We start from the raw sequence: 19,417 nt of genomic DNA, 5'->3' as shown, positions 1-19,417 counted from the left end.
GATTTTGAAGGGCATAAATTGTTATGCCCTTTTTTATACGTAAATTTTGGTTTAGGCATTATTTTGCTTCATTTGTTATAGGAGCTTGTTAAGGTAAATCTATAACTCGGCTCGTCATTTTTAAGGATAAAAGTATGAGAAATACTTTATACATACTCGTTGTGAGTTGTTTATTTGGCTGTACTAATGCAAAAAATGAAACGGTAGCCACTGACAACCTTTCAGATAACAGTGCTAAGGTTGCAGCTTCACCCGCACAAGAGCTTGCGTTAAATCTACAGCAAAAAGTAGCTTCAGCACCCAAAGGTGCTAATTCATCTACAGAGAAAAATAAATTGTATCGTTATCAATTTAATGGCCGTCAGTTTACTGTCTTAACAGAACAGTTAGTCAAAGGAACTGTGGTTTACGATACCCAAATGTCTGTATTTGGAAAGATAAAAGGCTCGTTGGTACTTGTTACTCAGTTGCCATTATCAACCTTCTCCTCAGGCTTTAGCATTGATAACATTGCTGATAATACCTATCGACTGATCCCACTCGATAGCCGTATTTTATTGCTTGATGTGCTTAAGCATCTGCAGGAGTTTGGTCAGGTTGAGCTGGAAGTTGATTATAGTCCAATGGATAAAGTACCCACTATTTAGAGAGTTAGGTCGCAGATAATAAAAAAGCCGCAAATTGCGGCTTTTAAATTTTGGTTATCTTATTATTTACGGCGGCGTAGTGCAGCCAAAGGTAACAAGATGAATGATAGCCAACCTAAACTACCACCTGAAGATTTACTCGGTGTTTCGACTGGAATGTCATTTACTTTTATTGACACAGTACTTACCACGTCGTCCATTCCATCATTTACTGTCAAGGCAAACGTGAGTGTTTCAGTTGCACTGACTTGCGGTGCCGTGAAGCTCAACGAAGCCGAATTTGCACCGGTTAATGTTACTGTATTTCCTGACGTTTGAGCCCAAGAGTAAGTAAGTACATCACTGGAGTCAGCATCAACTGCTACAGCGTTTATGCTAACTGCTTCACCTTCTTTAACTTCGGTTGCACTAGGGGTTAAATTAACGGTTGGAAGACTATTATTGTTTACGGTGATTGACACCGTACTTACAACATCGTCAGTACCATCATTCACGGTTAGTGTAAATTCTAATACCTCAGAGGAATCCAACAGTGGTGCGGTTACACTTAATGATGCAGTGGTTTCACCTGTCAGTGTCGCTGCAGTACCTGAGGTTTGAGCCCAAGAGTAAGTAAGTGTATCACTAGTATCTGCATCAACTGCTGTTGCATTGATACTCATTGAGCCACCCTCTTTAACTTCTGTAGCGCTAGGAGTCAAAGTGACGCTTGGACGATTATTATCATTTACTTTGATAGATACAGTGCTAACAACATCCGCTGTACCATCATTCACTGTTAGCATGAACTCTAAAACCTCATTGGCTTCAACACTTGGTGCATTGAAACTTAAGAAGGCGGTATTGGCTCCTGTCAGCGTAGCAGTCGTTCCTGCGGTTTGTGTCCAAGTATAAGTGAGGACATCATTGGCGTTAGCATCAATTGCTGTTGCATTAATGTTAACAGTCTCACCTTCTTTTACTTCTGATGCACTTGTAGCTAAAACTACATTAGGTACGCGGTTATCACAGGCATTGAGATCGCCCGCAGTTTGTTCATTAAACACACTCGTTACAATATTTGAGAAGGTAATGTTATCGACAATCCAACCAAATTCATTCGAGTTAGTATCTGAAACAATACGGAAGCGGAAACGAACTTCGTTACCATTTAATTTAGTACCGAAGTTCACTGTTTCATTCGCGCCTGGGAACGCCATGAAGCCAGTAAAGGTTTGACGTCCAGGAAGTAGATCTTCGAGTACACCTGTATAGCCAGCACCTTCAAATACGCCACCAACTTGTGTTACATCCGCCCAATCGCCTCCATTGATACTGATTTCTACCACACCGCCATCATAGTTTTCTTCAATTTCAAAGTATTGGAACCAGCTAATTTTAAAGTCGCCACCATAGCCAACAGTTACAGGCTTAGTCTCGTAAGCAACGTCTGAAGCAAAACCGTTGTTGGCGATACGAAGGTATTGAGTGTCAACAGGGAAGTAGTCTACATAATCGCTTTCAAGTTTCGCAGTGCCTTTGGCCATATCACCACCGCTGATGACATGCTCTTTAAAATCGACTAACCCTGCCTGATTTTCCATATCACTTATAGACATATTGCTAACAGGGGCTTTATCTTTGAAGTCCATGTTAACTGTAGTCGTAAAGCTATACTCATCAGCCTCAGTTCCTTCATCTAACGATGGGAACGTCAGTTTTAATACTACGCTATCTGCAGTTGCAGCCTCATTGAGCGTCAGTTCAATAGGAATACTCGTCGCTTCCGCAAATAAGTCAAGAGAACCAAATGTGACTTTGCCATCATTTGCAAAGGTAATATTTTGGCCACTTGTAACCTCAACCTTACCTTCTAGTCCTTCAAATGTTTTGCTGCCTCGGTTAGTTATTGTGAAGCTAACCGTTCCTGTCTCACCTTTATCAAGAATGCCATCTTTACTGCAATAACCTACTGTCAAGCCTTCGTAATCGGCATTGACTGTGTGATTGCTAACCCCAAAACTAGATAGTTCAGCTTTATAAGATTCTACAACACCTTGATGTTTAGCATCGTAGCGAGCGGGTGAAACAGCACCAAGACCCATACCACGACGAGCAAAGGCTTTAACGAAAAGCTCATAGTCTTTCGGTTCATTTGCGTAGGCAGCGGCAAGTAAGGCGTCACGAGCCTCGGTATAAGTTGGCGCAATTGGTGTCATCTTATAAGCGGCAACGAGGTAGTTCATCATCATGCTTCGAGCTTCTGCAAAGCTATAACGTTCGTCGTTGATTAATGAAACATAACAGTCCCAAAGCATTGCGGCCCAAGGTTCACCTGCATCATGGACTTCAGCATTACCATTGACATCAGCTCCAGTTCCTTTGCCAAGTTCAACATTACCGAAGGTTAGTGGGTTGACTTCCATATCAGTACTATAAGGGTAGTTACGTATGCCGTTAAAGAAGGATGCAACATAAGTAATTGCAGCATAAGGTTTTTGGAATAACTCGTTGCCAGGGATCAGTGCATCATTTTCTTCAGAAATCACTAACAATGCATGGAAATCTCCCCAGCCTTCGCCCATCGAACGGCCTTGTTGGTTGATTAGACCTGATGAGTTACCTACTAAACGGTTACTGATGTAGTGCCCCCATTCGTGGGCAACAATCGCATTATCCCAAGAGCTATCTTTAAATGGCTTAGTATTGAACATGGTGACTGTGACGGGTTTAGTCGCATCGAGTTGCGCATAAATCAATGCGCCATCATTTTTTGATAAACCAATACTAGGGATTTTAACTGTATCATCGGTGCCACCCATAGGTGCTGGTTCTATAGTGCCAGAGTTATTCGCAATAAGCACACCAATAGCACCTGCTTGCTGAGCAAACTTAGCTTTAACGGTAAATCCACAGACACCACGATCGATAATGGCAATTTTTCCAGCTAATTCAGCAGTATTTGTTGGTGCACTACAACCATCGTTAACAGGAGCTACTCCGTCAACTAAACGAACCACATCGCCACTGATTTCAAATTGACCTTGTCCAAAGCTGGCGCGTTGTGTTGAATCGAGCAAACCGATAGCAGCATCAGAGGTCACTGTAACGCCATAGTCTTCCCCGTTCACGGCATCTTTGCTATCCCAGAGATACATTTGCATTCTAGGTGATCGGCCATCAGCAGGTGTACTCATGTTGGCATTATTAAAGCCTGAGTTGTCTTGAACTTCAGCCCTAATCGCATCACCTTCTTCGCCGCCACGACCATAGTTTTGAGCTTGAGCGTTACCCGCTGCTTCATCAAAACCGTGATCATAAAACATATCATGTAGATAGTTGTTCATGTAGAACAAGTTAACGATCGATGCCTTACGGTTATTAACTGAGCTTTCAGCTTGAGTTGTATTGTATTTGTAGTCGAAGGTTTTATCGCTGGTGATCTCAGCTGTAAAGTCGCCGTTGGTAAAGCCATCTGGAGCAAGGGCGTCCACGTAAGCAAATACGTTATTACCAGAGGTTGTTGTAGCATCTTCTGCTAACCAAGGGTCCATTGTGCTGATAGGGCCTGAAGTGATAGTAACCATAGGAGCATCTAAATATTCAGTCGCATCGACTTGGTCTTTGCTCTCAGCTGGGACAACATTACCATGAGGCCCATCCCATGGAATACCTTGTTCGTCAGCGTATATACGGTAATTGAATGCAGCTTCCTGTGCGGTAAGATTATGTTTAAATAAAACTTTGTTATCTACATCACTAATGACAAAAGAATAGAATTCAGAATCCACACTTTCATTGTCGGCGACTTCAATTTCGACATAATGCGCAGGAACAAGTGAGCCCTTTAATTCAAAAAATACCGGTTTAGCTCTAGGTTCCCCCTTAAGCATTTTTGAACTATTAGACGCGGCTACATTAAAGGACTGATATTTACCAATCTTAGACGTCGCACTGATGCTCACATCGGCAACGCCCATTGCTCTTGATGCTGCTTGTACTGCATTTTCGGGATCATTGAAATCTGTTTTTATACCTTTCAATTCAGTGACATTTGCAGTGCTTGTGGGTGATAAGCTGCCAGAAGTTGCAACTAAATTAAATTCACGATCCATTAAAACATTGAAACTGCTATTGAATACCTCAACTCCTTGATATTCTTGTTGATATTTTGCAATCATAGCGCCACGACCAGTATCGTGTAGGCTTGCTAATATTGGCTTCAAATTGGTGTTTTTACTTGTCGATAATCCGGTGACTTGATTGAGGTAAAAATCTGCAGCAAATGCGAGTTTGTACTTAGCATCTAATGCACCCATATCTGGGGTTCTTTGACCAGATTTCGCCCATTGGAAAGTCGCAGTGCCAGTTTGGACATCATACTGATCTTTCATACCGCTGACTGAGTTAGCGGCCTGAGTTTGTTGACTGTTGGTCAGGTTATTTGAGATTTGGTTGATACGGAGTGTATTGTTGTCTGCATTGGCGGCAGCTGAAAGCAGCGCCGCTGATATGGCGATCGATAGTTTTGTCTTCACAACTTCTTCCTTGTCAATTAATGCTTTCAGCACTATAGGGAACGTGCATTTAGCTTGATTGTTATAGTTATGCTGCAATCTTTGATTTTAGCAATGAAGTTGTAACACAATTTTATCACCCAGTTAACACTTTTGGTTGAAAAAAGACCTATGTCACATTTTATAGGGTCGGCACATTATTTATGGTGAATTTACTGTTTTTCCTGTTTAAGGCTTAACCGCTCTGACTATTGGGTTTTGTAGGCTGATTAAGGTTTCTGTTGACTGGATTTCATCAATCGATTGAATGCGATTGATGAGTACGTGCTGTAAACCATCGATGGATTGGCACATTACCTTTACGAAAATACTGTAGTTGCCTGTGGTGTAATAGGCTTCGACGACTTCTTCGAGGGCGTTGAGTTTGGCTATGGCGGCGGGGTAATCGCCTGCACTTTTAAGATTGATACCGATAAAACAGCAGACGTCATAACCTAAGGCTTTAGGGTTTACTGTGATCTGCGCGCCTGTGATGATCCCAGCTTGCTTCATTTTCTCTACCCGAACATGGATAGTGCCCGCGCTAACGCTAAAGCGTTTCGCGAGTTCGGCAAAGGGTGTGCGGGCATCCTGCATTAGGGCTTCGAGGATATGATTATCGAGTTGATCGCGCTGAAATGCGGTATCCATAAATAAACTCTCTATAACGTAATGAATTATCATAAAGTTACGTTTTTTTATGGGGAATTGCTACCGATTTTGCCCGTCTTAGTTGATTTTAGTGATCATTGTTCGCCCAAAGGCTCACAAAAAGGCGCTTCTGCGCTGAAAGTCATACTGATACCCGTGTAAGGATGTTTGATGGTGAGCTCTGCCGCATGCAGTAATAGGCGTGGTGCTAAGGATTTGGCCAGTGGATCGGCGTAAAAACCATCACCTAAGATTGGATGGCCCAACGCCATCATATGCACGCGCAATTGGTGTGAGCGGCCAGTGATTGGCGTGAGTTTCACCAGCGTCGAGCGTTTGGCACGACTTATTACTTGGTAGTGAGTCAAAGACGGTTTGCCCACAAGATGATCGACTTTCTGTTTTGGGCGATTCGGCCAGTCGCAGATCAGCGGATAATCAACACTACCCGTATCATTTTTGACATGGCCAGCGACCCTTGCAAAGTAGGTCTTGCTGGTTTCTCTATCGTGGAATTGACGTTTTAATTCACGTTCAGCGCTACGAATAAGGGCGACAACGATTACGCCTGAGGTCGCCATATCGAGGCGGTGGACGATTTGGCTATGGGGATGTTCAGCTTTTACCCGAGCATAGACACTGTCGTAATGGGCGGGGGAGCGACCGGGCACAGACAACAATCCCGAAGGTTTGTTTATGACGATAATGTCTTTATCTTGATAAAGAATATCGAGCCAAGGAGTTGTCGGTGGTTGGTAAATAAAATCAGTCATAATGAGGCCTATTCGTCAATGCGCCGCAAAGATACTCTGCTAGGCTTGAGGGTGCAAGTGTGACGCCCAAAGATTGCCTGTGGCATGAACCTTTCTGAGATGACTAAAGCACCGAAGTAAAGCGCATTAGTTGATGATTTGCTGATAGAGCTGGATTTGAGTTCTTGCTATAATTACTCTCTTTTTTTGTTAATGACCCTGTTGAGCCTTTGAAGCCATGAGCCAGCCAGAGATATACACTCCCGAGAATCTTTCTCACGTCCATAACCGCCTTGAGTTATTGGCGCCTGCAAAAAATGCTGACTACGGTATTGAAGCCATACGCCATGGTGCCGATGCGGTATACATAGGGGGGCCCGCATTCGGTGCGCGGGCAACGGCAGGTAACAGTGTTGAAGATATCGCGCGACTCTGTACTTATGCTCATCAATATCATGCTCAGGTATTCGTCGCCCTCAATACTATTTTGATGGATAACGAACTGGCCGACGCCGAAAAACTCATTTGGCAATTGTACGAAGCCGGTGCCGATGCGCTGATTGTGCAGGACATGGGTGTATTGCAACTCAATTTGCCGCCGATTGCCCTGCATGCCAGTACACAAATGGATAATCGCAGCCCAGAAAAAGTGGCGTTCTTAGAGCAAGTTGGTTTTTCTCAGGTGGTGCTCGCCCGTGAATTAGGCTTGAGCCAAATCCGTGATGTGGCCGCGCATACTAATATGCAGCTCGAATTCTTTATTCACGGCGCTCTGTGTGTGGCTTACAGTGGTTTGTGTAACTTGAGTCATTCCTTTAGTAACCGCAGTGCTAACCGCGGTGAATGCTCGCAAATGTGCCGTCTGCCGGGCAATCTTAAAACCCGTCAAGGCGATGTGTTAGCGCAGAATGAACATTTATTGTCTTTAAAAGATAATAACCAAACTGAAAACCTCGAAGCGCTAATCGATGCGGGCATTCGCTCGTTTAAGATTGAAGGTCGCTTAAAAGATTTAAGTTACGTTAAAAACGTCACCGCGCATTATCGCCAAAAGCTAGATGCGATTATGGCGCGTCGCCCTGAGTTTAAGGCTTCGTCCCACGGCCGCTGTGAACATTCTTTTATCCCAGATCCTGAGAAGACCTTTAACCGTGGCAGCACAGATTACTTTGTTAATGAACGTAGCCAAGGCATTAAAGATTTCCGCTCGCCAAAATACATAGGCGAAGAAGTCGGTAAAGTGGTCAGCATAGGCAAAGACTTTATCCAAGTGAGCTCAACCCATGAGTTTAATAACGGTGATGGCTTAGCGTTTTTCCCTGCGAATTTTGCCATGGCAAAACAATCGGATGACAAGCTGCAAGGCCTGCGGGTTAACCGCGCCGAAGGCTTAAAACTGCATATATTGCAGGTGCCGCGGGATTTAAAAGTCGGCATGACTTTATACCGTAACCATAACCAAGCCTTCGAAGCACTGTTATCGAAAGAATCTTCTAAGCGGATTATCGGCGTCGATTTACGTTTGAGCGACACCGAAGACGGACTGGCGCTGACCTTGACGGATATCTATGGCCTAAGCGCCACAGTCAATTTAGTGGTCGAGAAGACACCTGCGACAGATGTCGACAAGACCTTGCAAAATACCCGCACTCAGCTGGGTAAGCTCGGTAGTACCGACTTTGTTGCCCGCAGTATCAGTATCGATACGGCGCAAGCCTGGTTCTTGCCAGCGTCTGTGCTCAATGGTCTACGCCGTGATGGCGTGGCCGCCTTAGAGGCTGCCCGTGTACAAGGTTATGTGCGTCCACTGCCGTGGAAACATAATCAAGATGCAGTGTATCCCGTTAAGCATTTGAGTTACTTAGGTAACGTAGCCAACGAAAAGGCCAAGGATTTTTATCAACGTCACGGCGTGATTGAGATCCAGGATACCTATGAGAAAAACGGCGTCACCGAAGACGTGCCATTGATGATCACTAAGCATTGTCTGCGGTTTAACTTCAATCTGTGTCCGAAGGAAGTACCAGGCATCAAGGCCGATCCTATGGTGCTTGAAATCGGTAACGATGTGCTCAAGTTGGTATTCGACTGTCCTAAATGCGAAATGATGGTGGTCGGTGAAAACCGTCAAGTGCGAGGCCAGAAACACCTTTAACACTTGTCATTAGGAGCATTGCCCAGTGCAATGCTCCTAACACCCATTCAGCTAGCATCTGCGCGCCTACATGTGCCTACCTATCATTGATGTTGTTCTCACCATAGCTACTCCCATATTTTCATCAAAGCCCGATATTGCACATGCGACGATCAGCGGATATCTTATTGAAAATAATATCAATAATAAGGGATGTTAAAATGGGATTGTTAGACGGTTTACTCGGTAATGCTTCTGAGGTTGATTTACAGGAATTAGCCGAGGAATTAAGGCCCATCATGGGCATTCAAGAAGAATTAAAACTCGCCTACAAAGTGATCCGCGATTTGTTTATTTTCACCAATAAACGTCTGATCTTAATTGATAAGCAGGGGCTTACTGGCAAGAAGGTTACTTACCATTCCATACCGTATAAATCCATTACCCATTTTGAAGTGGAAACCACAGGCCATTTTGACTTAGATGCCGAGCTCAAAATCTGGATCTCAGGCCAGAGTGAGCCTTTAGTCAAAGAGCTTAAACGTGGTACGGATGTCGTTGGTATTCAAAAGACTATCGCCACTTTTGCACTTTAGTTTTAAGTGTTACTACTTAGATTTCCATTACTTCTATCGAGCTGGCGATTAAGGTAAGTAAGACAAATAAGGTAAGCCAAGTTAAATCAGGGCTTACCGCATTATCTATACTACCCTTCATATCTATTGGTACTGACATTATCCATATCAACTTGATTAATTTAACAATATCGCATTCGTGCTGGTGGTGTGCTCTATCGGCTCTCCTGCCATAGTGTAGGTTTCGGAGAGCTTGAGCTTACCTTGCTCATCGTATTGATTATGGATACCGACCCAGAATTGTTCTTCTCCTTGGATCTGTAAATTACCTTCTTCGGCAATGTGGCTATTGGGATGATAGCGTTTCATTGCATAAAGCTTGCTTTCGTTGTCAAATTTTAAGTGATAAGACAATATCGGCTCTTTGGCGTCGACATCCGCTGTGGCTTGTGCTTTTTTCGTTGCGATATCGGGTCTGTGATACTTGTGACGGGACAAGTATGTGCTACTGCTTCTATGGCTAGCTGTGTGAAAGTGGTTAGTTGAATGTTCATTTAATCCGTCATGTTCCCAATCTGCATCATCGTCTTCATCATAGTCACTGATATCACAGTCATCATAGCCATAATGACGTGGCACTGCGTCTTCCCATTCTGCTTCGTCATCTTCTTGAGTCGATAGATACTGATTAAAATCAAAGTAGTGACGGCTTTCTATAAGCTGGCCTTCTTCATCTAGCCAGACTTCGCGATACACTTGTCCTTGGGGCGTAAACCGTTGCCAATGGCCGACATCGAGGTAACGGCCATCGATAATTTGAATTGTGCCAGTTTCTAGAATTAAACCTTGAGGGGACAAGGATTTAGAGCTAAATAAATCCCCTTGAGTTCGTGTGAGCAACCAGCGAATGGCGCCATCTTCATAGTATTCGATGCGAGTATCGGCAATACCTTCTTGATAGTATTCCCTTTGATTATTCTCAAGATGATAGCCACAGCGGGTATTTGAGTGACTTTGATAGGATTCGAGAACCCCTTTTTTGTTATAAAAACTGGATTCTCTGAGGTAGCCTTGGCCGTCGCGCACTTCATACTCAGAGATAGTGCGTATCGTGCCATCTTGGTAAAACCAGCGGGCAGTGCCATCACGGTTGCCTTGGGTGTGCGGTAAATACATTTGAATTTGCTGGTTTTCGTAATATTCGATAAAGGGGGCTACCGAGAGGTTATTTTTATATTGGCCTTCAGCCGAGAGCACGCCACTTTTGTAATAGCTTTTAAACAGGCCTTCCCTGAGTCCTTTCTCTAGGTACATTTCGAGAGACAGTTGGCCATTGTCATGATACCAGTAGGCCATGCCTTGCTCTTTACCTTGTTCAAATGGGATTTTTGCCTCAAGCTGGCCATTGGCGTACCATTTTTCACGATTCCCCTGTGCGAGACCGTTGTCGAAGTTAAGTTGTAATGCGAGTTGGCCATTAGGGTGCCATTCTTGGCGAATACCATAGATAAGCCCCTGCGGATTAAATTGCTCACGCCATGACAATTGACCATTTTCAAAAAAGGTTTCAAAGCTCTTGCCCGCGTCATTGACGAGTATTTTTTGTTTGAGCTGGCCATTAGGATGAAACCATACCTCTTTAACTAAGTTGCCATGCTCGTGACTCAGTTCGGCCAGAAGGGCGCCACATTCATAGTACATATATTCAATGCCGTGGATTTTATTCGCCAGCATAGGTCGAGTCAGCCAGCGTTTGCCTGACTCATAATAGCGACTCAAGGTATTGACGTAGTTGCCATCACGATCAAGTTCAGCATCCTCTCTGACTTGCCCATTACTGTAATAGCGTTTGACTAATATGCCGTTCGTACTGCGTTCTTCACTCTGGGTTATGTTGCCCTCATGATCATACCAAGCTTGCTGTCCAAGTTGTTGATCATTAATAAAGTTACCTTCAAATAACAAGGTCCCCAGAGCGTCGAACTGGCGGGAAACGCCATGACGTTCACCAAAGTAGTTTGAGTCAACGGCTTCTGTGAGATTGGGCGTTTGGGTGACAATTCTGAGCATACCCGCGCCGTCTTCAGAATCGAGTTGATGATAAGTGCGATGTAGTTGGCCAGTTAAGCTGGCGTAATCTTGAATGTCGCCTTGTACTTTATAGTCTGCATCGAGCGTAAAGTGGCTTATTAACAGAGCATCTCGATTGTTAAGTTCAACCTGCCATAATGTGGTTTCCTGGTGGTTATTTTGAGCTGTGATACTGCAGACTTTTTCTGTGCCGAGCCAAAAATGTTGCTCTGGAAACGGGAGTTGATTGCCCATTTCGAGGCGGTCAAATTCGGTATGATGAAATTCGCAGCATTCATTAGCATTTTCCCAGCCTAAGAGTTCTATTGCTTGGGGCGCATCGTAGTGATAGAGAGTTAAGTTGTGGTCGGCATTTTCTTCACAAGCGGTCGCGTCTGCCTTTGTCGCATAGATTTTTAAGCTGAAGTGACGCTGGAATAGCGGTACAGCGACTGACGGCGCCTGAGTTAGCGCTTGTTCTTGGCAGGCTGCAGGTGATTCAGTTTGAAGCTGAATGTCTTTTGGATCGCGGCTAGTTTGGTTTGAGGGAAATAACTTGGCTTTGAGTGCGCGAAACAACGACATTGGGGGAAATCTCCATATCCATATGTAAAACAATAAGCTTATCTGAGGGATACTCATGGACCTTGAGTATTTCAGTGCGCATATCATAGCGGTTAATAGATTCGTTTCTCAATGTTTGATTGTTAAAAATACTGTTTAATCAGCAGAGAGAGCGAATAAAAGCAGAGGAATAAACACAAAATGCTTGATAACTTTTTTGCAAAATTACCCACTGATTTATCGGCGGAAGTGTTTGAAAAACTGGCGGGTAATGACACTGTGACCATAGATCGCATCGTCTCTAATGGGCAATATCCCCAAGCTACCTGAAGATACGAGTTTCAGAGCGCTTAGGGTGCTTCAATTCAAGGCGCATCAACGACAGAATGTCGGCCACCTTCTGAATTGATGCAACATGGAAGTGGAGTGCCCTAGACGCTCCGTTCCGGCGGCTGATGTTAACCACGGAGTAACGCACTTTATGCCGTGTTGGTTATTTTTAACTTAGTCCACTAGGTCTGCAAATAACTGCAATCGCCATGGATGGCGTGAATGCCATATATGCAGAAGCAATTAATGGCCTTACTTAAAGTGCGTTACCATTCAGTTAACATCAGCCCGCTGAATCCTGCATCTTCAGGTGGTTTGGGTATCTACCCGACGGTCAATGGTACGATCAAGCTCAGCATGAATGGGTGATGTTACTTAAAGGGGCGGCGACGCTTGAATTTGAACAAGGTGACCCCGTGACGCTAACCCCAGGTGATTACTTAACGATTGTGCCCCATCAAAAACACCGCGTCGCTTCGACTTCTAAAAGTTCAGAAACCCTATGGCTCGCGGTATTTTACTAACGAGTTAACACCGCCGACTAACGATTCTGCCATAGCCAACTGGGCGTATTGAGCAAGTCTTGGCCTTGGATCTGCGTTTGGCCTAAGGTTTTGTCTAAGGCCAAGGTATTGCAGTGTTCAAATTGGCTTAAGGCATTGATAAGCCGATTGGCGTGGGATACCACCCACAGCTGACACTCCTCTGATACCTTCGCAATTAAGCGTGCCAGCGCAGGCAATAAATCTGGATGCAGACTGGTTTCTGGCTCATTTAACACCATAAGCTCTGGCGGTCTTGGGGTCAGTAGGGCGGCGATTAACAGCAAATAACGCAGGGTGCCGTCCGACAATTCACTGGCATTGAGTGGCCTTAATAAACCATGCTGATGAAATGCGAGCACTAAAATGCCGCCCTCTTGCGGCTCGATTCGAACCTTAGCACCGGGAAACGCATCGCTGACCGCATGATCGAAAGCGGTTTTATCACCAATCTCAAAAATGGTTTGAATTGCCGAGGCTAAATCACGGCCATCGTGGTGCAATACTGGTGTGGCCGTGCCTAATTGTGGGCGCCGTGCAGGGGCTTCGGCATCGGTTCTGAAGTGATCGTAAAAGCGCCATGCGCGAATACTGTCGCGAAGCTTGAGCACTTCTGGGCAGCGCTCTGGATCGGCAAGCTCGGTAAAAATACTGTCGCCAGTTTGCAGGTGAGCGCCTAAGGTTATCCAGCCTTGCCCATCAGCGCTGCGGCTTTTCACCATAGGACCACGGCGCTCGACTAACACAGTGGAGGGGCGATACTTAGGTCCGTTCCAAATGGCTTCGCGCTTGATTTGTGGATCTAAGCCAAACAGCGTAGTGGCGTCGGGTTTGGGTAAACCGAGTTCAATAAGATAGCTAAAATCTTCGCCAGCAAACCCAAGCTTAAGGCGTTTTGGCGCTTGCCTGACGGTGGCTTCAATGGCGGTGTCGCCTGCTAACATGCCTTTGGTGAAGTTTTCTGGCCCCGCCCAAAAGCTGGAGTCGAGTCCGCCTTCTTGGGCTAAGGCGTTGACGACGCCGCCTTGCGCCGTTTGTGCCAGTAAACGTAGCGCCTTGTATAGGTTCGATTTACCACTGCCATTTGCCCCTGTGATCAAATTGAGTTGCCCTAGGGGCAAGACGATTTCACGCAGAGAGCGATAATTGAAAATGGCGAGTGTGGTCAGCATAGAATATCCAAGACTGAATCGAGCAGATAAGCCCGTAAATTTTTCGACAAAGTAAATTAAACAGGGCGATAAAACAATGGTATTTACAGTAGTACTTTATTGAGCACGCGTTGCCAGTTGCCACCCATAAAACGGTCGCGGTCGGTGGCTTTAAAGCGTGCCTTGGCTAAGGCATCGTCGATACGGCTCATGCGATCGATATGATTTAGCTCGGGGATCACGACATGCCTTGGCTCTGCATCAAAACCTAGCACGCCTTTTGCCCTCAGGCTGTACCACCATTCTTGATATTCTTTAATGCCTTTGGCGTTGTCATTACCGAGTGCCAGTAGGTTTTCTTGGCCACGCAGCGGGAAGTCGTTGGCGATTGCCACACTATCCACACCGCCGACACGCGACACATATTCCAGTTGGCGAATATAGTCATCGATCGTGGGCACGGCATTATTGGTGAGCCAGAAGCTCATCATAAATACGCCGAATACGCCGCCGCTATCGCCAATGGCGCGGATCACTTCATCGGGGGAACAACGGGCATGATTCACTATACCGCGCGCCGCGCCGTGGCTTTGCACTATGGGAGATTTCGTGATTTTAGCGACATCTAAAGCGGTTTGAGCGCTGGAGTGACTCACATCGACCAAGATATTGGCGTGATTGAGTTTGGCGATAAGCTCGTGCCCGTGGGCCGTGAGTGGTTTATTGAGTCCGCCACTGGCATCATTATCTAAGGCGCCACCGGCAAAGGTATTGCCGTAATGGTGGGTGAGTTGCAGTACGCGTAGCCCTTGTTGATGAAACTCATCTACCCGCGCCCACTGGTTAGCTTCACTGTCTTCTTCGACACAATCTGCGCCTTGGATTTGAAAGTATACCGCAGTGCGCTGGCTGTCGCGGGCACGTTGAATATCTCGTCCCCTCAGGCCTTGCAACAAAATATCGGGATGATCACTCACCCGTTTAGCGGCCTGCTTAATGCTTTCCATACAAGCTTTATAGGTGCGTTTGTAGTTTTGAGTGCCATCGGCTTGTTCTATGGTCTCAATAGCCGAAATATCGCAAAGATAGGCATCGAGCTTAGCGGTAGTTACATCACTTAAGTCATCGGGAAGGAAAGATAAACCATCGACATATATCCGCCTTTGTTGGGCGGCAAAGCTAGGTAAACTGGCGAGTGGGCTTAACAGAGTTGCTGCGCCAAGACCTTTAAGGAGTGTACGACGGTGGTGATTGACTGCCTTGATGGGCATGCTCGGTTCCTATCAATAACTCAAATGTAACTTCTTTATACCTTTTTAGGGGGTAGAAGTCTTTGATTAAATCCCTTTTTTGGCCTTTGCCCCTGAGCTAGAGTTGTGATTATTTGTTGTTGCCGAGTGGTTTCAATTATCGCTTGTCGCAGTAAATGAAAACCCTTGGCCTGTGGCTATCGTGAAGCTATAGAGTGGCTTCAAGCATGGCTTTTGCGAGTGAATTAAGGCCGTTGGTGCGTGATGGGCTGAGCTGACCTTCTAACCCCAATTGTTTGAAGTAAGCTGTAGGATCAAATGCTTGGATCTCAGCGCGACTTTTGCCATGGCAGGCGCCAAGCAATAAGCCGATCAATCCCTTAACGATGCGGGCATCGCTATCGGCTAAATAATAGTGCTTCCCAGCCTGTTCGAGATGATAAATCCACGCATCACTTTCACAGCCTTTTACTTGAGCGGCTTCGACGCGAAGTTCTGGGCTTAAACTCGGTAAGTCTTTCCCTAGCAACATAATTTGGCGATATCTTTCCTGCCAGTTAGGTGCCTGGGTAAAACGCGCTAGCAAGGTCTCGGCATCTTGCACTGAATAGTGAAAATCGGTCTCGCTTGGCATAGGCATAGTCGAATCAGTCATAGGGCTAAATCCTGTCTCACTTATTTGAGCGTAACTTTTATTGAGCGTAACTTGTCTTGAGCGTAACTTATCTTGAGCGCATGAGTCGCGTGGTTCAGTGGCTAAAGATTGGATCACAGCAGCAAGTCTTTTACCGAGGCCAGCGCGGCAATAAAGCGGTCGATATCGTCTTTATTGGTGTAGATACCGATAGAGGCGCGGCAACAGCCCTTAAGATTCAGACTCTGCATTAATGGCATGGCGCAGTGATGGCCGCAGCGCACGGCAATCCCTTGTTGATCCAGTAAAATGCCTACATCTTGATGATGTTCATCGGCAAGATTAAAGGCGACGACGCCGATATTGTCATCAAAGGCGCCGTATAAATGCACTTCACCGAGCGCGCGCAATTGGCTTTGTAAATAGTTAACCAGTTCAGCTTCATAAGCTTGAACCTGCGGTGTAAGCTCGGTTTGTAAAAATGTAATGGCCGCGCCTAAACCTATCACTTCGGCAATCGGCGGTGTACCCGCTTCTAAGCGATTCGGTAGGCTGCCAAATTCTGTCGCCTCAAAACTCACGCGTTTAATCATCTCGCCACCAGTTAATAGTGGCGCGAGATTATCTAAAGCGTCGAAACGGCCGTAAAGCACGCCAACACCAGTCGGACCATACATTTTATGCCCCGAAAAAACGTAAAAATCACAATTGATTTCAGCCACATCCAGCGTTAAATGCGCTACTGCTTGCGCACCATCAACTAAGGTTATTGCACCTTGGGCTTTTGCTAGCTGAACTAACTGAGCCACGGGATTCACTGTGCCTAGGGCGTTGGAAACATGGCAAAGCGCGACGATTTTTGGCTTTAACTCGAGCAAGGTTTTATAGGCGCTGACATCTAAGCGGCAAGCTTGATCGAGAGGGATAGGCTTAATCAGCGCACCTGTGCGTTTCGCCAGCTCCTGCCAAGGTACGATATTGGCGTGGTGGGCGGCGGCGTCGATTAATATCACATCGCCTGCGCTTACGTGTGCAGTGAGTCCGAAGGCGACTAAGTTGATTGATTCTGTGGTGCCGTGGGTAAAGATGATTTCTTCGCGGCGTTCGGCCTTTAAAAATAGCTGCAGTTGATCGCGCACTTTTTCATAACTTAAGGTCGATCGCGCCGATAACTGGTGCGCCGCGCGGTGCACATTGGCATTGTCGTTAGCGTAAAACTGCGCCATGGCATCTAACACCATTTGTGGCTTCTGGCTGGTGGCTGCGGTGTCGAGATAACACAAGGGATAGCCATCAAGCAGTTGATTTAACGCTGGGAATTGCGACCTAATTTTAGCATTGCGCTGCTCCGCTTCTAATGAACAAAGAACCACAGTGACATCAGGAGAGGCACTTGCCGAAGGATGTGAGGTAACAGTATTCGTCGCTATGTGAGTCACAGTATTTGGCGTAGGCGATGCAGGTTGAGTCATAGATGAGGCTAAAGGCAATGAAAAAGGCCAAGGGATCTTCTGTGATCTGCCATGTTAATGCAAGTTTTAGCGGTTTGTTGAGGTGCAGGTATTGGAAGGCGCTATTGAGCGTCTAATTGCACCAACGTTTGTTCAAACTTCTGCCCTCTGGTATTTCGCGCGCCTTAAACGGGTTTTGACTTTCAAACATATCATCGAGCTTAGCTATGATGCGATTTTTCTAATGTTTCAGTTTTTCTTTTAAATTCAGCTAATACTTTAGGCTCAATTCAACCACCCAAAGTGAAAACTGCGACTATCCTCAATGGGACGTCCTTTGATATCTGTGTTTGCTGGAGATTCGTTTTATGGTGCAGTTTTTAAAAGACTTACGGATTAAACATAAAATGATCGCCCTCGTTGGGGTGATGTTAGTACTGATCCTGATTTTGTCTGGTTTTAGTTTGTTGAAGATGCAGCGAGTTTCTGAGGAAATCCAAGGCATTGCAAAGGAAAATATTCCATTAGTGAGATTATCAACCGACGTCACCATTAAGCAGCTCGAAAGCTCAGTCATTTTAGAAAAAGCGTTTCGGGCGGCGGATATTGAAGCCGCATCGAGTCAGCCCATTTTAGCGGCGTTTATTGCGGATGTTATTCAGCATAAAGAAGACATTAATAAGGAGTTACTCTCGACTCAGTCTATGCTCAGTGAGGCATTAAAAGTGGCTAAAAATCCGCAATTACATGAAAAAACGCAGCAGTTAAATCAAGATATTGGCACGATTATTCAACGTTTTGGTGACTATGAAGCTTTACTTGCCACTGTCATCACTGGAATCCAGAAAAAAGAAGAACCAGCCGCCTTAGCTAAGCGGGTTGAATCCTTAGAGGTCACGCAAAATGAATTTAATACTGAGCTAAGTCAGTTCGTTGAGCGTTTAGAGCAAATGACCCAAACCGCGGTTTCTGTGACTGAGGACGAAGAGCTTAGGGCGATTTATGGCTTAACGATTATTTCTATCGTGTCTTTAGTCATAGGCTTATTGATTGGCATCGCTTGCAGTCAATACATGGTCAAATCTATCAATCGGTTACGTAATTCTGCCGCTAAGATGGAACAGGGTAACTTTAACCAAGAGCTGCGCGTCGACTCTAAGGATGAACTGGGCGAACTCACAGTCAGTATGAATCAAATGGCGTGGACCTTAAGTAAAACCGTCGGCCAAGTGATTGCTCGAAGTGAAGAAATTGCCTCTATGGTGACCGAGCTTAATGCGGTGGCCGAGAACAATCGTGAGGCCATGTTGAGGCAGCAGGATAATACAGATCAAGTCGCCGCCTCTATGACCCAAATGGCGGCAACGATCACTGAAGTGGCGAGCAGTGCCGAAACCGCTTCGTACTCAGCGGGACAAGCCGAGCATAAGGTTAAAGAAAGTTGCGAGGTTGTCGATGCGAGCGAAAAAATTTCCAAGCAGTTAGTCGCCAGCGCCCAGTATTCGAATCAACTTATTCAACAGGTTCAAGCGAGTACCGGAAAAATCCTCAACTTTGTCTCTGTAGTCGATGCGATAGCGGGGCAGACGAACTTGTTGGCCTTGAATGCATCGATTGAAGCGGCGCGGGCGGGAGATCAAGGACGTGGGTTTGCTGTGGTCGCCGAAGAAGTGCGGGCGCTGGCAACTCGTAGCCAAACCGCCACGCAGGAGATCAGCGATCTTATCCAAACACTCGTGAAAGATGCTAAGTCCTCAGTCGAATCCTTCGCCAATAATGATAAGCAAATCAGTGAGTCATCATTGCTCGTTAATCAAGCCAAACAGCACCTATTTGAGATTTTAGATGCCTTAACTGAACTGACTCAGGCCAATGCTCAGGTCGCGACCGCAAGCGAGGAGCAAGCCGTCACCGCTGAGGATATCAGTGAGCGTATTAATGCGATTCGAGATTCAGGGGAATTGGTACTTGGCAGCGCCAATGAAACTGCAAAAGCCAGTGAGTCATTGTCTCAGCAGGCCAACTCATTAAGGGAAACCATGCAGCAGTTCAAGGTACGCGCTGTTTAATTGAAAAATAAAAGCGAAGTCTAGGACTTCGCTTTGGGCTTAATTTATTGTCTTTTACAACT

At 45.6% G+C, this 19,417-nt stretch carries 15 protein-coding genes; 7 read left to right on the top strand and 8 right to left on the bottom strand.

All coding sequences use genetic code 11. The features are described from left to right. Positions 1 to 134: 134 nt before the first annotated feature. Positions 135 to 647: a hypothetical protein gene (locus Q4Q54_RS01210; RefSeq protein WP_311987327.1), complete on the top strand. Its 513-nt coding sequence runs from the start codon at positions 135 to 137 to the stop codon at positions 645 to 647. 62 nt (positions 648 to 709) lie between these two features. Here Q4Q54_RS01210 and Q4Q54_RS01205 read toward each other — a convergent pair whose 3' ends face one another. The 3 genes from Q4Q54_RS01205 to rluA all read right to left on the bottom strand — a co-directional run bounded on the left by Q4Q54_RS01205 (position 710) and on the right by rluA (position 6,606). Beyond that, positions 710 to 5,164: a rhombosortase-dependent M36 family metallopeptidase gene (locus Q4Q54_RS01205; RefSeq protein WP_311987325.1), complete on the bottom strand. Its 4,455-nt coding sequence runs from the start codon at positions 5,162 to 5,164 to the stop codon at positions 710 to 712. A 207-nt stretch (positions 5,165 to 5,371) separates the two neighbouring features. Next, a complete protein-coding gene (gene asnC, locus Q4Q54_RS01200; protein WP_006080290.1) occupies positions 5,372 to 5,833 on the bottom strand; it encodes a transcriptional regulator AsnC in 462 nt (153 codons plus the stop codon). A 95-nt stretch (positions 5,834 to 5,928) separates the two neighbouring features. Continuing rightward, entirely contained in the window at positions 5,929 to 6,606 is a 678-nt protein-coding gene (gene rluA, locus Q4Q54_RS01195) for a bifunctional tRNA pseudouridine(32) synthase/23S rRNA pseudouridine(746) synthase RluA (protein WP_311987323.1), read from the bottom strand. A gap of 217 nt (positions 6,607 to 6,823) precedes the next feature. On the opposite strand from rluA, the gene Q4Q54_RS01190 reads away from it, so the two are divergent. Further along, a complete protein-coding gene (locus tag Q4Q54_RS01190) occupies positions 6,824 to 8,740 on the top strand; it encodes a U32 family peptidase (protein WP_311987321.1) in 1,917 nt (638 codons plus the stop codon). Between the two features lie 200 nt (positions 8,741 to 8,940). Beyond that, positions 8,941 to 9,315, top strand: a complete 375-nt coding sequence (locus Q4Q54_RS01185; RefSeq protein ID WP_259582236.1) for a PH domain-containing protein — start codon at positions 8,941 to 8,943, stop codon at positions 9,313 to 9,315. A gap of 156 nt (positions 9,316 to 9,471) precedes the next feature. On the opposite strand, the gene Q4Q54_RS01180 is transcribed toward Q4Q54_RS01185, so the two are convergent. Next, positions 9,472 to 11,949, bottom strand: coding sequence for a toxin-antitoxin system YwqK family antitoxin (locus Q4Q54_RS01180; protein ID WP_311987319.1), 2,478 nt, complete (start codon positions 11,947 to 11,949; stop codon positions 9,472 to 9,474). 180 nt (positions 11,950 to 12,129) lie between these two features. Between Q4Q54_RS01180 and Q4Q54_RS01175 the strand changes: the two genes are divergently transcribed. The 3 genes from Q4Q54_RS01175 (at position 12,130) to Q4Q54_RS01165 (ending at position 12,782) form a co-directional block, all read left to right on the top strand. Further along, positions 12,130 to 12,258, top strand: coding sequence for a cupin (locus Q4Q54_RS01175; RefSeq protein WP_409438273.1), 129 nt, complete (start codon positions 12,130 to 12,132; stop codon positions 12,256 to 12,258). 222 nt (positions 12,259 to 12,480) lie between these two features. After that, positions 12,481 to 12,627: a hypothetical protein gene (locus Q4Q54_RS01170; RefSeq protein ID WP_311987318.1), complete on the top strand. Its 147-nt coding sequence runs from the start codon at positions 12,481 to 12,483 to the stop codon at positions 12,625 to 12,627. Further along, positions 12,561 to 12,782, top strand: coding sequence for a cupin domain-containing protein (locus Q4Q54_RS01165; protein WP_311987461.1), 222 nt, complete (start codon positions 12,561 to 12,563; stop codon positions 12,780 to 12,782). The genes Q4Q54_RS01170 and Q4Q54_RS01165 overlap by 67 nt, the downstream gene beginning before the upstream one ends. A gap of 17 nt (positions 12,783 to 12,799) precedes the next feature. On the opposite strand, the gene Q4Q54_RS01160 is transcribed toward Q4Q54_RS01165, so the two are convergent. From Q4Q54_RS01160 to Q4Q54_RS01145, 4 genes are all read right to left on the bottom strand, one after another. Then, positions 12,800 to 13,972, bottom strand: coding sequence for an AAA family ATPase (locus Q4Q54_RS01160; protein ID WP_259509607.1), 1,173 nt, complete (start codon positions 13,970 to 13,972; stop codon positions 12,800 to 12,802). 83 nt (positions 13,973 to 14,055) lie between these two features. After that, on the bottom strand, positions 14,056 to 15,222 hold the full coding sequence (locus Q4Q54_RS01155) for a membrane dipeptidase (RefSeq protein ID WP_311987316.1): 1,167 nt from the start codon (positions 15,220 to 15,222) through the stop codon (positions 14,056 to 14,058). Positions 15,223 to 15,409: 187 nt separating this feature from the next. After that, positions 15,410 to 15,856, bottom strand: a complete 447-nt coding sequence (locus tag Q4Q54_RS01150) for a SufE family protein (RefSeq protein ID WP_113939785.1) — start codon at positions 15,854 to 15,856, stop codon at positions 15,410 to 15,412. 113 nt (positions 15,857 to 15,969) lie between these two features. Continuing rightward, on the bottom strand, positions 15,970 to 17,307 hold the full coding sequence (locus Q4Q54_RS01145) for a cysteine desulfurase (RefSeq protein WP_311987313.1): 1,338 nt from the start codon (positions 17,305 to 17,307) through the stop codon (positions 15,970 to 15,972). Positions 17,308 to 17,654: 347 nt separating this feature from the next. Between Q4Q54_RS01145 and Q4Q54_RS01140 the strand changes: the two genes are divergently transcribed. Continuing rightward, positions 17,655 to 19,355, top strand: a complete 1,701-nt coding sequence (locus Q4Q54_RS01140) for a methyl-accepting chemotaxis protein (protein ID WP_311987312.1) — start codon at positions 17,655 to 17,657, stop codon at positions 19,353 to 19,355. The last annotated feature ends 62 nt before the right edge of the window (positions 19,356 to 19,417 follow it).

The organism is Shewanella sp. SP2S2-4, from assembly GCF_031932025.1.
GTDB lineage: Bacteria > Pseudomonadota > Gammaproteobacteria > Enterobacterales > Shewanellaceae > Shewanella > Shewanella baltica.
This window is presented reverse-complemented; position numbering and strand designations above follow the sequence as displayed.